Consider the following 13,777-nt stretch of genomic DNA (forward strand, 5'->3'; position numbering starts at 1 on the left):
GCGGCTCCGAATCAAGGGGAGTCCATGAACCTCCTGGGAGGAAGCCGCGTTGAAAGAAGCCGTGTACATCGGCCCCGTGCCCTCGGCCGGACCCGATCTCCAGGACCTCCTGGTCCAGGTCGCCCGGGGGGACCAGGACGCCTTCGCCCAGGTCTACGACGCCGTCTGCGGACCGGTCCTGGGTCTGATCCGCACCGTCCTGCGCGACCCCGCCCAGTCCGAGGAGGTCGCCCAGGAGGTGCTGGTGGAGGTGTGGCGGACCGCGCCGCGCTACCAGCCGTCCCGCGGCAGCGCCATGAACTGGGTGCTGACGCTCGCCCATCACCGGGCCGTGGACCGGGTCCGCTCGGCGGAAGCGTCGGCCGCGCGGGAACACCGGGCCGCTCTGCTGGACCGCACACCGGCGTACGACGAGGTGACCGAGCAGGTCGAGACCCGGCTGGAGCGCGAGCAGGTGCGCCGCTGTCTGCGGACCCTGTCCGAGCTGCAACGCGAGTCGGTGACCCTGGCCTACTACCGGGGCCTGACCTACCGCGAGGTGGCCGAACTCCTCGCCGTACCGCTGGGAACCATCAAAACGCGACTGCGCGACGGTCTGATCCGGATGCGCGACTGCCTGGGGGTGAGCGCATGAGCACCACGGCGGAACTGCACACGCTGACCGGCGCCTACGCGCTGCACGCCCTACCCGAGGACGAACGCCAAGCCTTCGAGCGGCACTTGGCCGAATGCGTCGCCTGCACGCAGGAGGTGGCGGAGCTCTCGGCCACCGCGTCCCGGCTGGCCCTCGCGGTCTCCGCCGCTCCCCCGCGCGGAATGCGCGACGAGGTCCTGCTCCGGATCACGACGGTGCGTCAGGAGGCTCCGGGGCACGGCGTTCCCGGCGGTCGGGCCAACGCTCCCGGACGGCCCGGGCGGTGGACCCGGTACGCCCTGGCCGCCTGCCTGGCAGCCGCCGCCTCCCTCGGCGGGGTCGCGGTGTGGCAGAACCAGGTGGCACGGGAGGCCCAGCAGGAGGCGCAGAGTGCCGCCCAGCGGAACGAACTGCTGGCGCGCGTGCTCTCCGCACCCGACGCGAAGACCGTCTCGGCGGAGTTCGCCGCGCGGGCACGCGGCACGGTCGTGGTGTCGTCGAGCGAGAACCGGGCCGTGTTCCTCTCCTCCGGGCTGGAGCGCCCGCCGGCCGGCAAGGTCTACCAGCTGTGGTTCGCGGACGGCGGGACGATGCGTTCGGCAGGGCTGATGGACCCGGACGCGACGGGCGACGCGGTGCTCCTGGCCGGCCCGGTCGACGACGCTTCGGGCATGGGCGTCACCGTCGAGCCGGCGGGCGGCTCGGCCGCGCCCACCTCGGCGCCTCTCGCACTGATGAACTTCCCGACGGCCTGATCGGGGGCGTCGTCGGGAGGGTGGCCCGGGACCTCCTCGGAGGTCCCGGGCTCCGCCGAGTACGCACGGGGCACCGCACGTACGGCGAAAGGCCGCGCGGGGGGATGGTGCCGCGGTTCAGTTCCGCCGGGGCGGCAGCGGGACGAAGCCGCTGGTACGCGCCCGGTAGGAGGCCCAGCCCGGCCGGTCTGCCATGTGACGTTCCAGCAGAGCCTTGCCGCTTCCGCCGATGAGCAGGTAACTCATCAGCGCGGGAGCGACGGCGGTCGCCGCCGCGGCGGCCGGACTGTCCGCGACGAACAGGAACAGCCCCCACCAGACGCAGAAGTCCCCGAAGTAGTTGGGGTGCCGGGTCCAGGACCACAGGCCTCTGTCCATGATCAGGCCGCGGTGCGCGGGGTCGGCCTTGAACCGCGCCAGCTGACGGTCCCCCACGGCCTCGAAGGCCAGTCCCACCGACCAGAGCGCGCACCCGGCCCAGACCCACCCGGTGGGCGGGCCCCCGACGTACTGCGCGGCCTGCACGGGGGCGGAGACCAGCCAGACCAGGAGGCCCTGTAGCAGGTACACCTTGCGCAGCGCGTAGAGGTCGGGGTGGCCGGGAGCCCGGTCCAGCATGGCCGCGTAGCGCGGGTCTTCGCCGTGGCCGCGTCCGCGGCGCGCGATGTGCAGGGCGAGCCGGAGGCCCCAGACCACCGTGAGGGCGGTCACCAGGAGCCGGCGCACTCCGTCGCCGTCGCCCGCCGACATGCGGTACGAGACGAGGGCGACGACCGCGAACCCGATCCCCCAGGCGACGTCCACCACCCGGTGCACCCCTTTGCGCAGGGCCACCGTGAAGGTGACGAGCATGACCGCCAGGGCGGCGCCCGCCGCGGGGGCGAGCCCCTGCGCGAACGCCGCCCAGCCGAAGCCGGTCACCGGCCCGCGCCCAGTCCCTCGTACCAGCCGTGCCGGGTGGCGGGCATCGCCGCCGCTCCCGAGGCGTCGGGGCGCACGCAGAGGATCTGGTCGACGCCCATCCGCCGTTCCTCGAAGGCGAGGGCGCCGCCCACCAGGTAGAGCCGCCAGACCCGGGCGGTCTCCTCGCCCACGAGGGCGACGAACTCCGGCCAGCGTGCCTCCAGGGTGCGCCGCCACGCCTCCACCGTCAGGACGTAGTGCTCGCGCAGCGATTCGACGTCGCGCACCTCGAGTCCGGCGCCCTCCAGCAGCCCGACCGTCTCGCCGAGCGGCCGCATGTGCATGTCGGGGGCGATGTAGGACTCGATGAAGGCGCCACCCCCGGGCGCGGTGGTGCCGCGGGACATCTGCTGGACGAAGGCCCGGCCCCCGGGGCGCAGCACGTCGTGCAGCAGCGCGGTGAACGCGGGGTATTCGGCGTCGCCGACGTGCTCGCCCATCTCGACGGTGGAGACCGCGTCGTAGTCGGCCCTGAAACCCGGCAGGCCCCGTACGTCCCGGTAGTCGCAGTGGTGCACCTCGACTCGGTCCTCCAGACCGAGTTCGCCGACCCTCCGGGTCACGTGGGCGGCCTGTTCCGCGGCGAGGGTGACGGCGGTGACCCGGACGCCGTGGCGGCGGGCCGCGTACAGGGTGAGCGAGCCCCAGCCGCAGCCGATGTCCAGGAGCCGCCCGTCGGGGCCGAGTCCGAGTTTCCGGCAGATCAGTTCGAGCTTGTCGCGCTGGGCGTCGGCCGGGCCGTAACCGGGCCGCTCCTCGTCCGTCCAGTAGCCGCAGGAGTACGCCATCGTCCCGTCCAGCAGGAGGGTGTAGAAGGCGTTGGACAGGTCGTAGTGGTGGCTGACGGCGGCGCGGTCCCGTGCCTTGCTGTGGAGAGCGCCCCGCAGCCCCGCCCGCGAGGCGGGCACCGGCGGGCGGGGTCCGACCGCGCCGAGCCGTACGGCCGTGACCGCTGCCCTGATCCGGTCGCCGAGTCCTGGCGCGGGTGGGCGCAGTCCCCTCTCCCGGGCGGCCCCGCGCATGACGCGCAGTCCGTCGGCGAGGTCGTCCGCGAGGTCGATGTCGCCGGTGATGTAGGCCTCGGCAAGGCCGAGTTCGCCGGGCTGCCAGAGCAGCCGGCGCAGGGCGCGGCGGGAGCGCACGTGCACGGTCGGCGCACCGGCCGGGCCGGTCTCGCTGCCGTCCCACATGCGTACGCGTACCGGCAGCGCGCCGCCGAGGAACCGCTCGACCAGCGGTCCGACGCGTTGGGCGGCGCCGTTCGACGCGGCGCCGTCCGGTACGGCTCGCGGCGCGGGGGCGTCCGGGGCAGGGGTGTCCGGGGTGCTCCGGGGGCGCGGCACGGCAGCGGGGTCCGCGGTGTGCCGGGCGGCGGTCGCTCCGGAGCCGGACGCGGCGGGGTCCTGCGGGGGGTTCAAGGGGCTCTCCTCCGGTGGGGGAAGGGGCGGGCGGCGGGCGGGCGGTTCGGCGGCGGGGGTCACGGGGCCTCCGGGCGTACGAGCAGGACCTGTTCGACGTTGAGGTAGCCCGAGCGGAAGCCGGCTTCGGAGTAGGCGAGGTAGAAGGTCCACATCCGCCGGAAGGTGGCGTCGAACCCGAGGGCGTCGACCTCCTCGGCGCGTTCGTGGAAACGTTCCCTCCACAGGCGCAGGGTCTCGGCGTAGTGGGTGCCGAACCGTGCGCGCCGGTCGGTCCGCAGGCCGGCGCGTGCCGCGGTCTCCTCCAGGGCCCGGCTGGAGGGGATCAGCCCGCCGGGGAAGATGTACTTCTGGATCCAGGTGTGGGTGGCGCTCGCCGCCCTCATCCGGTCGTCGGGCATGGTGATGGCCTGGAGTGCGATCCGGCCGCCGGGAGCGAGCCTCGCCTCCAGGGTGCGGAAGTAGACGGGCCAGTACTCCTCTCCGACGGCCTCGATCATCTCGACGCTGACGATCGCGTCGTACTCCCCGGTGACCTGCCGGTAGTCGCGGAGGCGGACCTCGATCAGGTCCTCCAGTCCGGCGTCCCGGATGCGGCGACGCGCGAGATCCCGCTGTTCGGCGGAGAGCGTGACCGTGGTGACCCGGGCGCCCCTGGCCGCGGCGCGCAACGCCAGTTCGCCCCAGCCGGTGCCGATCTCAAGCAGCCGGGTGCCGGGGCCCACCTCGGCCAGGTCGAGCAGCCGGTCGATCTTGCGGTGCTGCGCGGCGGGGAGCAGGGACCGTTCGGCCGGAAACCCCCGGAAGAGGGCGGCGGAGTAGGTCATGGTCTCGTCGAGGAAGAGCGCGAAGAGGTCGTTCGAGAGGTCGTAGTGGTGGCTGATGTTGTCCCGGGCGCCGTCCGGTGTGTTGGCCTGCGCGGCGGGCTGCCGAGGCGCCCAGAACGTGCGCAGCCGCTGGAGCGGGGCGGGGACGAGTTCGGCGACGTGTCCGGCGAGTACGGAGAGCACCGCGACGGGATCGGGAGCGTCCCACTCCGCCGCCATGTAGGACTCGCCGAAGCCGATGAGGCCGTTGACCCCGATCCGCCGGAAGAACGCCTGGGGGCGGTGGATCTCCAGCAGCGGGCCGCCCAGGCCGAGGCTCTCGCCGCCCGCGAGCCGGGCGCGCAGCGGGAGGCGCCCCAGGGCGTGCCGGACGACGCGTTCGGCGACGGCGGTCCTCGGGCGGGAGGCGCGTCGGGGCCGGACGATGTCGGGCCAGAGCTCCGGGTCGGGGGCGGGGAGCACGGACGGGGAGCAGGGGGAGGTGGACACCTTCACCGCAGGCCTTTCTGAGTACGGGAACGGGGGCGCGGGACCACCGGCAGTCCGCGCAGGAGGAGGCGGATGCCGTGGAACCGGATCGCGAGGGAGACCGCGGCGGTGGACCAGGGGTGGCGTGCGGCCAGCCGCAGCAGCGCGGCCGGCCCGGCGGGGCGCCCGGTGCCCCGCACGGTCGCCGTGAACGGGCGCCCTCCCGCGCGTTCCAGGTGGATGGTCAGCGCGAGGCGGGCCCCGGGTTCCGGCAGCCGCATCCGGTAGGAACCGTCGACGGGGAAGAACGGCGAGACGTAGAAGTCCTTGTCGGCCGAGGCCACGCCGTCCGCGCCGGGCCTCAGGAGGTAGGCGTGGCGTTCCCCGTACGTGTTGTGCACCTCGGCGACGACGCAGAGCGGTGAGCCGTCCGGGCGGTGGCACCAGTACACGGTGAGGGGGTTGAAGACATGGCCGAACACCCGTGCCTGGGTGAGCATCCGCACCGTGCCGTCGCCCAGCTCGACACCGTGGGCCGCCAGGAAGCGGGTGAGGCCGGCGCGGATGCCGGGTGCCGTGCCGCCGAAGTGGTCCCGGGCGTCGAATCGGGCGAGCGGGGCCAGCGGGCGGGGCAGGCGCGGGGGGCGGTCGGGGTCGATGCACCAGAGGTAGGTGCGGTGGCGGAAGGCGTAGCGGCCCGGCCGCGTCCGTACATGGGCGATGGTGCACGGGTAGAGCGCGGCGGCGCCGGGAACGCCCGTCACCAGGTCACCCCCAGCGCGTGGGCCGCCTCGACACCGGAGCGGCAGCCGTCCTCGTGGAACCCCCAGCCGTGGTACGCCCCGGCGAAAGCCGTCACGGGTCCGGAGAGCGCGGGCAGCAGCGCCTGCGCGGCGACCGACTCCGGTGTGAAGACCGGGTGTTCGTAGACCATCCGGGCGCGGACACTCCGGGGGTCCACCCGTCCGCCGTCGTTCAGTGTGACGACGAAGGTCTCGGGGGCGTCGAGCCGTTGGAGCCGTGTCATGTCGTAGCTGACCGTGACCTGGCGGGCGTCGGCCGCGCACGAGGGCATCAGGTAGTTCCAGGAGGCGCGGGCCCTCGCGGCGTCCGGCAGGAGCGTGGTGTCGGTGTGCAGCAGCGTGGTGTTGCGGGAGTACCGGAACGCGCCGAGGACGCGCATCTCCGCGTCGGTGGGATCGGCGAGCAGCCGCAGGGCCTGGTCGGGATGGGTGGCGACGACCACGCGGTCGTACCCCTCCGTGGCCCCGTCGTCGGTGACCAGTTCGACGCCGTCGTGGTGCCGGCGCAGGGCTCGGACCGGAGTGGCCGTGCGCACCGCGGAGAGCCGCTTCGTCAGAAGGTCGACGTAGGAGCGGGAACCACCGGTGACGGTGCGCCAGACCGGCGAGCCGCCGACGGAGAGCATGCCGTGGTGGGCCAGGAAGCGGAACAGATGGCGGGCCGGGTGGCGGAGCGCGGTGACCGGGTCGCAGGACCAGACGGCGGAGACCACCGGGGTGAGGAAGTGGGCGCGGAAATAAGGGGAGAAGCGGTAGCGCTCGGCGAACTCCCCCAGCGTGAGCAGGCCTTCTCCGTTCGCGTTCTCCGGCTCCGCGAGCACCACGCGGGCGGCCCGGTGGAACCGGGGCACCTCGGCGAGCATCCGCAGATAGGCGCCGCGCAGGGCCGCGCGCGGTTGGGCGAGGAGCCCGGACACCCCGCGGGCACCCGCGTATTCGAGTCCGCACCCCTCGCACCGGACGGACATCGACATCTCCGACTCCTGCGTGCGGACCCCGAGTTCGTCGAAGAGCCGCAGCAGATGCGGATAGGTCCGGCGGTTGTGGACGATGAAGCCCGAGTCGACGCGGTGCACCCGCCCGTCCGACGAGGTCAGGTCGTGGGTGTGCGCGTGCCCGCCGGGGCGGTCGTCCGCCTCGTAGAGCGTGACGTCGTCGGTCTTCGTCAACACGTGGGCGGCGGTCAGCCCCGCCACCCCGCTTCCGACCACGGCCGTGCGCCGCCGTACCGCTGCCATTCCCTGCACCTTCCGTGAGTTGGTCGCTCGCCGCCACGGCCGCGCTGAGCGGGGCCGGAGCGGCCGGGCGCCTGCCGGACAGACGCCCCACGGAGTTGTTCGTCGCCGGCGGTCCCGCGGATTGGCCGGAACCGAGGTGTGATCCATTCGGGTGAACGACCAATCCGCCGGCCGCCCGGCGCCGAATCCCTGGTGTGACAGCAGATCGGAACGATGCGCGTAGGCAGGGACCTTCGGAGTCCCGGCGCTCCCGTTGGGTGCGCGCCGCACTGGCCGCCCTCAGCGGGCTGATCGCCGGGTTCTGTGCCCTGTGCGTCGCCGAGTTGGCCGCGGCGGCCGTACGCCCGGAGGCGGGGCCGGTCACGGCGGTGGGCGGCGCGGTCATCGACCGCACTCCCCCGGCCGTGAAGGACTTCGCCGTACGGAACTTCGGCACGGACGACAAGCTGGTGCTGCAGCTGGGCATCCTCGTGCTGCTGGCGCTCTTCGCCATGGCGGTGGGAGTCCTGGCACTGCGGCACCGGCGGGTCGGCGCCTCGGCCGTTCTGGTCTTCGGTCTGGTCGGGGCGGTGTCGGCGGTGGGACGGCCCGAGGGCAGTCCCACCGACGCACTGCCTTCGGTGGTCGGTGCGGTCGTCGCGGCGGGAGTGCTGTATCTCCTGATCGGTCGGCTGACCCCGGCCCGGACTCCGGTCCGGTCCCCGTCACCCGCGGCTGGGGAGACGGGGACCGGGCCGGTACCCCCCGCCGGGCCCTCCTTCGACCGGCGCGGTTTCGTGCTCGCCGCCACCGCCGCCGCGGCGGCCTCGGCGGGCGCGGGGTACGTGGGGCGCCGCCTCACCGCCTCCGTCCAGGCCGGGGCCTCCGCCTCGCGCGCCGACATCAGGCTGCCGGTCCCCGCCTCCGCGGCCCCCGCCGTACCCCGGGGCGCGGACCTGGGGGTCCGGGGCATCAGCTCGTTCGTCACCCCGAACAAGAGCTTCTACCGGGTGGACACCGCGCTGGTGGTCCCCCGCGTGGACGCCGACGGCTGGCGGCTGCGCATCCACGGCAAGGGCGTCGCCCGCCCGTTGACCCTCGGCTACCGGGACCTGCTGCGGCGGACGATCATCGAGCGGGACATCACTCTGGCCTGCGTGTCCAACGAGGTCGGCGGCCCCTACATCGGCAACGCCCGGTGGATCGGGGTGCGGCTGGCGGACCTGCTGCGCGAGGCCGGGGTGAAGGCCCCGTCCGAGGGCGGTCCGGCCGACCAGCTCGTCTCGCGCTCGGTGGACGGGATGACCATCGGCACACCCGTCGAGACCGTCCTGGACGGCCGTGACGCGATGCTCGCCCTCGGCATGAACGGCGAACCGCTGCCGTTCGAGCACGGCTTCCCGGTGCGGATGCTCGTACCGGGTCTGTACGGCTACGTGTCGGCCTGCAAGTGGATCCAGGACATCGAGCTCACCACCTTCGACGCGTACGACGCCTACTGGGTCAAGCGGGACTGGGCCCAGCAGGCGCCGATCAAGACCCAGTCGCGGATCGACACCCCGCGCCCCTTCGCCTCGCCGAAGGCCGGCACCGTGCCGGTCGGCGGAGTCGCCTGGGCCCAGCACCGGGGCATCTCGCGGGTCGAGGTCCGGGTGGACGGCGGTGACTGGCACACCGCGCGGCTGGGAGCGGCGGACGGCCGGGACACCTGGCGCCAGTGGGTGTGGGAGTGGCCGGCCACCTCCGGCCACCACACCCTCGAAGTCCGCGCGACGGACGGCACCGGCGCCACCCAGACCGCACACCGGGTCGGCACCGTCCCCGACGGTGCGACCGGCTGGCATTCGGTGGTGGTCGACGTGGACTGAGACCCCGTCATCGACACCGCTCCACCCTCACCTTCAACGACTTTCCCCACTTCAGAAGTTCTCGCGACTCCAGAAGCTTTCGCGACTTCAGCAAGTTCCACGACCGAACCGCCCGGGCCGCACGACCGATCGACCGCCCGGACCAGCACCATCATCCGAACCAGGAGAAACACCATGAACGCCCTGCACCTCCGCCGTCTCGCCGTCGCCGTCTCGGTCGCCGCCGTACTGCCGCTGGCCCTGACGTCCTGCTCCTCCACGGACACCAAGGACTCCGCCGCCGGCTCCGCCCCCGACAAGGCGGGCTCGGCCAGTGCGTCGGCGGCCGCCTCGACCCCCTCCGACGACCAGCCCTTCGGCCCCGCCTGTTCCTCCGTGCCGAAGAACGGCGCCGGTTCCTTCGACGGCATGGCGCAGGACCCGGTCGCCACCGCCGCTTCGAACAACCCGGACCTCGCGACCCTGGTCACCGCGGTGAAGGCGGCGGGGCTGGTGGACACGCTCAACAGCGCGGAGAACATCACGGTGTTCGCGCCGACCAACGAGGCGTTCGCCAAGGTTCCGAAGGCCGACCTGGAGAAGCTGCTCGCCAACAAGGAGGAGCTGACCAAGGTCCTCACCTACCACGTGGTCGGCGAGAAGATCGCCCCGAAGCAGCTGTCGAAGGGCTCCTTCACGACCCTGGAGAAGGGCAAGCTGACGACGTCCGGCTCGGACATGACGTACACCGTGAACGACAGCGCGAAGATCGTCTGCGGCAACGTCCGGACGGCCAACGCCACGGTCTACATCGTCGACTCGGTCCTGATGCCGCCGCAGTAGGCGGCGGCCGGCCCGCTCGGGCCCGGAACACGCACAGGGTGTGCCGCCACCCGGCACACCCTGTGCGTGCGGGGCCAGTTGGCCGCATCCGCACGCGCACCGCGCTTTGCGCAGTCGGCCGCCTCCGGCCCCGGCGCGTAAATGGGGGATAAGCGCACCATGGGGAAAGAGGTACCGCTCGCGCCCGGACGTTCCGTCCGGATCGGGCCGGTGGCGGGCGGGCCCACGGGACCGTAAAGGAGACGACTCATGTCCGACCTCTCACACACCCGTGCCGGCACCCGTGCGGAAGCGCATGCCGACATGGCCGACCACCCGGACCTCCCGGAGATGCGCGAGCGGTACGACCGCACGCTCGGCGGCCGCGACGTCGCCCTCGTGGACGCGCCGGTGTTCCTCCTCGGCCTGTACTGCGCGGTGTCGCCCTGGGTGCTCCACTTCACGTCGAGCCAGCCCGCGCTGGTGCAGCACAACCTGATCATCGGTATCGCCCTCGCCGTACTGGGCCTCGGCATCACCGCGTCCCCGTCCCGGATGTACGGCCTGAGCTGGGCGATCTGCGCGATGGGCGCCTGGATGATCGTCGCGCCGTGGATCGTGGGCAGCGGCCCCGATCTCGGAGTCGTTCTGAACAACGTCATCATCGGCGGACTCGCCGTGGTCCTGGGACTGATCTGCGCGGCCGCCTCCATGAAGAGCGGAGGCTCGACGGGCGGCAGGGCCGGGTCGAAGACGGCCGGCGGACGGGGAACACCGCGACACCGGGGCTGACGCCCCCTGAACGCGGGCCGTAGGGTGCCCCCATGGGGCGGGGAAGCAGGCAGGACCGGGTGGTGGGCACCGTCGTCGGCTCGGCGGTCGGGGACGCGCTCGGAGCACCTTTCGAGTTCGGGCCGGCCGGGGTCTGGTCGGCCCGCTTCCCGGACGGCTCCGGCACGATGTGCGGGGGCGGCGGCTGGGACCCGGGCGAGGCGACCGACGACACGCAGATGGCCGTTCTCGTCGCCGAGTCCCTGCTGGAACGGGACGGACTCGATCTTCCCGACATCTTCGGCCGTTTCCGGCGGTGGGCGGCGGCCGGCCCCAAGGACATCGGCATCCAGACGGAGATCGTCCTGCGGAGCGACGATCCCTGGGATCTGGCCGCCGCACTCCACTTCCAGGTCGAGGGCCGCGCGGCGGGCAACGGCTCGCTGATGCGGGCGGCCGGTTCGGCCGTCCGCTTCGCCCGTACGGCAGGACTGAGCCCCGGCGACGAAGCCGGGGCCCGCGCCGCCACGATGGACGCGGCCCGCAGCATCGCGGCCCTGACCCACGGCGACCCGGCCGCGTGGGAGGGCACCGCCCTCCTCCACGAGCTCATCAGGGTGGCGCTCGGCGGCGGCGACCCCGCCGCAGCCCTGCCCGCCGCCCTCGCCGAGGTCCGCGAGGACCAGCGCGCCCGCTGGGCGGCGGTGCTCGCCCCGGACTGGCACCCGGGCCTGGCGACCGAGTTCAACGGTGCGGTGTGGCCCTGCCTGGGCACCGCCGTGTGGGCCCTGCGGACGACACCCTCGTTCGAGGCCGCGCTCGCGGCGGCGATCGATGTCGGCGGGGACACCGACACGGTGGCCGCCGTGACCGGCGCGCTCGCGGGCGCCGTGCACGGCATGGGCGCGATCCCCGCCCGCTGGACCGAGCCGCTCCACGTGCCGCTGCCCGGTCACGGAGAACGGGTCCTGCGTACCGCCGACTTGACGGCCCTCGCCCTCCGCCTGGACGGCTGGAGACCGTTCCGCGGATCCCGTGCCCACCGTTCGGACACCCGTTGACGCCGGACCGACGGGGCTGGTGCACTGGGCCCATGCGCCCTCAGCTGCGGCTGGTCACCCGCGACCACATCGACTTCGGTCGCGTGTGGTCGGCGTCCTGTCGTCCCTGACTGTTTCTCCGTCAGCACGACAGGACCGCGCCGTCCGGCCGGTTCCACCCGCAGCAGAAGATGAGGCTTCGCCATGCCCGTAGAGTTCCTCGGCATCGCCGCGACCAACGAAGGTTCCGAAGTGACGCCCCGCTCGGGGGCGTCCTTCGACAAGGAGTACACGCTCAAGCTGGCCCGCGCCCACGAGGACCACGGCTGGGACCGGGTGCTCTTCGCGTACGGCTCCGGCTCCCCCGACCCGTCCCCGGCCGCCGCGTTCATCGCCGCCCGTACGGACCGGCTCCAGATCCTCGTGGCGCACCGGCCCAACGTCTCGTACCCGACGTTCGCCGCGAAGACCTTCGCCACGCTCGACCGGATCAGCGACGGCCGGCTCGCCGTCCACTTCATCACCGGCGGCAACGATCACGAGCAGCAACGTGAGGGCGACTTCCTCACCAAGGACGAGCGGTACGCCCGCACCCGCGAGGCCATCCAGATCATCAAGAAGGCGTGGACCTCCCACGAACCGTTCGACCACGAGGGCACGCACTACCGGTTCAACGACTTCGTGAGCGACACCTTCCCCGTCCAGCAGCCGCACCCGCAGGTCTCGTTCGGGGGTTCGTCCCCGGCGGCGTACGCGGCCGGGGGCGCCGAGGCCGACATCTTCTGCCTCTGGGGCGAGCCCCTTGCCGAGACCGCCGAGCAGATCGCCTCGGTCAAGGCGGCGGCGAAGGCGGCGGGGCGCACCGACGTGCCGAGGATCCAGGTGGCGTTCCGCCCGATCATCGCTCCGACCGAGGAGCTCGCCTGGGAGAAGGCGCACCGGACGCTCGACCGGATCAAGGCCCGCAAGGCGGGCGGCCCGCCGAGCCGCCGACACCCGCTGGTCAGCCCGCAGAACGCGGGCTCGCAGCGGCTGCTCGCCGTCGCGGACCGTGGTGAGCGCCACGACCGCGCGCTCTGGACGCCGACCTCGGCCGAGACGGGCGGCGCGGGCAACTCCACGGCGCTGGTGGGTACTCCGGAGACGGTCGCGCAGGCCCTGCTGGACTACTACGACCTGGGGGTCGAGATCCTGTCGGCCCGGGGGTACGACCTGCTCGACGACGCGATCGATTTCGGGCGTCACGTGATCCCGATCGTGCGCGAGGAAGTCGCCAAGCGGGACGCCGCGAGGACGTCGGCCGCCTGATCCGGGTTCGGGGTCCATCTGCCGTCACCACGACGGGAGAACACACTCACGATGACCGTTCGGCGTGACGGCCGGGTCCGTCGGACCGACGGTTCACCCCGCCCACGCCACAGGGGGCATGGGTCGTCCCGTCTCCCTGCGCGCAGAGAGTGTTGGGGTCATCCGCGGTGTCTTTCTGGTCCCGGTGGCGGTCGTCTGCCTGTTCTGGTTCTTCGTCCTCCCGTTGAGGTGGCAGACCCGCCGACTGGCGGGCCCGGAACCCGCGTTGCAGAAGGCCACCGCCGCGGCCCGGCGACAGAAGTGGGAGCCGGCGGCGCTGCTCCTCGCCGAGGCCGGCGAGGACGGGGAGCGGCGCGCCCTGTACAGCGATGCTGGGCCGGGTCGCGGCCGGCCACGGGGACGGGTGGCTGCTGGCGTGGGAGGCCGCCCGGCCCTTCGACCCGGACGCGGCGGTGGTCCGCGCACGCGCCCGGATCGCGTACGCATGGAGGCTCCGGGGCGCGATGCGGGCGAACGCCACGTCCAGGACGAGGTTCGGGTCGACGCCGCGCTGGTGGACATGGCCGCCGCCCCGGACGGTCATCCCCCGGCTGCCGTGCGTCCGCCACCTGGTGGGCTACGTCCTCGTCCACCAAGGGCCGGTACCGCGAGGCCGTGGCACAGTTCCGCCCTGTCGACGGCTATCTGAACGCCCTTCCCTGGCGCTGCCTCCCGAGTCCGCACGACGCTCTCCGCTACCGGGCTCTGCGCACCCGGGCCGCCCGGCGCTCCCTGCTGGAGACGCGGGAGAAGCCGGAGAAGCGGGCGACCCGAGGAGCGTGGAGGGTCCCCTCGTGACTCCGCGAAATCCGCGTGCAACCATCCGTGCCGCTGGAGGGTCACATCAAGTGGGAGCAAACGCTCC

The 13,777-nt window shown here is 73.2% G+C and carries 13 protein-coding genes; 8 read left to right on the forward strand and 5 right to left on the reverse strand.

Annotated elements, in window-relative coordinates; genetic code table 11:
- The first annotated feature begins 49 nt into the window (after positions 1-49).
- A complete protein-coding gene (locus tag ACWCSV_RS18370; protein WP_451143361.1) occupies positions 50-634 on the forward strand; it encodes a sigma-70 family RNA polymerase sigma factor in 585 nt (194 codons plus the stop codon).
- A complete protein-coding gene (locus tag ACWCSV_RS18375; RefSeq protein ID WP_451143363.1) occupies positions 631-1,389 on the forward strand; it encodes an anti-sigma factor in 759 nt (252 codons plus the stop codon). Before ACWCSV_RS18370 ends, ACWCSV_RS18375 begins: the two co-directional genes overlap by 4 nt.
- 117 nt (positions 1,390-1,506) lie before the next feature.
- Here the strand turns inward: ACWCSV_RS18375 and ACWCSV_RS18380 are convergent, their stop codons facing one another.
- The 5 genes from ACWCSV_RS18380 to ACWCSV_RS18400 all read right to left on the reverse strand — a co-directional run bounded on the left by ACWCSV_RS18380 (position 1,507) and on the right by ACWCSV_RS18400 (position 7,106).
- Entirely contained in the window at positions 1,507-2,310 is an 804-nt protein-coding gene (locus ACWCSV_RS18380) for a DUF1295 domain-containing protein (RefSeq protein ID WP_451143365.1), read from the reverse strand.
- Positions 2,307-3,695, reverse strand: coding sequence for a class I SAM-dependent methyltransferase (locus ACWCSV_RS18385; RefSeq protein WP_451143578.1), 1,389 nt, complete (start codon positions 3,693-3,695; stop codon positions 2,307-2,309). Before ACWCSV_RS18385 ends, ACWCSV_RS18380 begins: the two co-directional genes overlap by 4 nt.
- Before the next feature lie 134 nt (positions 3,696-3,829).
- Complete coding sequence (locus ACWCSV_RS18390) at positions 3,830-5,092, reverse strand: class I SAM-dependent methyltransferase (protein WP_451143367.1); 1,263 nt, start codon at positions 5,090-5,092, stop codon at positions 3,830-3,832.
- A complete protein-coding gene (locus tag ACWCSV_RS18395) occupies positions 5,089-5,829 on the reverse strand; it encodes a DUF1365 domain-containing protein (RefSeq protein WP_451143369.1) in 741 nt (246 codons plus the stop codon). Before ACWCSV_RS18395 ends, ACWCSV_RS18390 begins: the two co-directional genes overlap by 4 nt.
- Positions 5,826-7,106, reverse strand: coding sequence for an NAD(P)/FAD-dependent oxidoreductase (locus tag ACWCSV_RS18400; protein WP_451143371.1), 1,281 nt, complete (start codon positions 7,104-7,106; stop codon positions 5,826-5,828). The genes ACWCSV_RS18395 and ACWCSV_RS18400 overlap by 4 nt, the downstream gene beginning before the upstream one ends.
- A gap of 257 nt (positions 7,107-7,363) precedes the next feature.
- Here ACWCSV_RS18400 and ACWCSV_RS18405 point away from each other — a divergent pair, with 257 nt between their 5' ends.
- The 6 genes from ACWCSV_RS18405 (at position 7,364) to ACWCSV_RS18430 (ending at position 13,710) form a co-directional block, all read left to right on the forward strand.
- The gene (locus ACWCSV_RS18405; protein WP_451143373.1) at positions 7,364-8,953 is read left to right on the forward strand and encodes a molybdopterin-dependent oxidoreductase; all 1,590 of its coding nucleotides are present in this window, start codon (positions 7,364-7,366) and stop codon (positions 8,951-8,953) included.
- Positions 8,954-9,127: 174 nt separating this feature from the next.
- Positions 9,128-9,775: a fasciclin domain-containing protein gene (locus tag ACWCSV_RS18410; RefSeq protein ID WP_327174824.1), complete on the forward strand. Its 648-nt coding sequence runs from the start codon at positions 9,128-9,130 to the stop codon at positions 9,773-9,775.
- A gap of 249 nt (positions 9,776-10,024) precedes the next feature.
- On the forward strand, positions 10,025-10,546 hold the full coding sequence (locus ACWCSV_RS18415) for an SPW repeat protein (protein ID WP_451143375.1): 522 nt from the start codon (positions 10,025-10,027) through the stop codon (positions 10,544-10,546).
- A gap of 32 nt (positions 10,547-10,578) precedes the next feature.
- Entirely contained in the window at positions 10,579-11,586 is a 1,008-nt protein-coding gene (locus tag ACWCSV_RS18420; protein ID WP_451143377.1) for an ADP-ribosylglycohydrolase family protein, read from the forward strand.
- A gap of 183 nt (positions 11,587-11,769) precedes the next feature.
- Positions 11,770-12,873 carry an LLM class flavin-dependent oxidoreductase gene (locus ACWCSV_RS18425; protein ID WP_451143379.1) on the forward strand — a complete coding sequence of 368 codons (1,104 nt, stop codon included), beginning with the start codon at positions 11,770-11,772 and terminating at the stop codon, positions 12,871-12,873.
- Positions 12,874-13,527: 654 nt separating this feature from the next.
- Positions 13,528-13,710, forward strand: a complete 183-nt coding sequence (locus ACWCSV_RS18430; RefSeq protein WP_451143381.1) for a hypothetical protein — start codon at positions 13,528-13,530, stop codon at positions 13,708-13,710.
- Positions 13,711-13,777: the final 67 nt, after the last annotated feature.

The organism is Streptomyces sp. NPDC001770 (genome assembly GCF_053596135.1).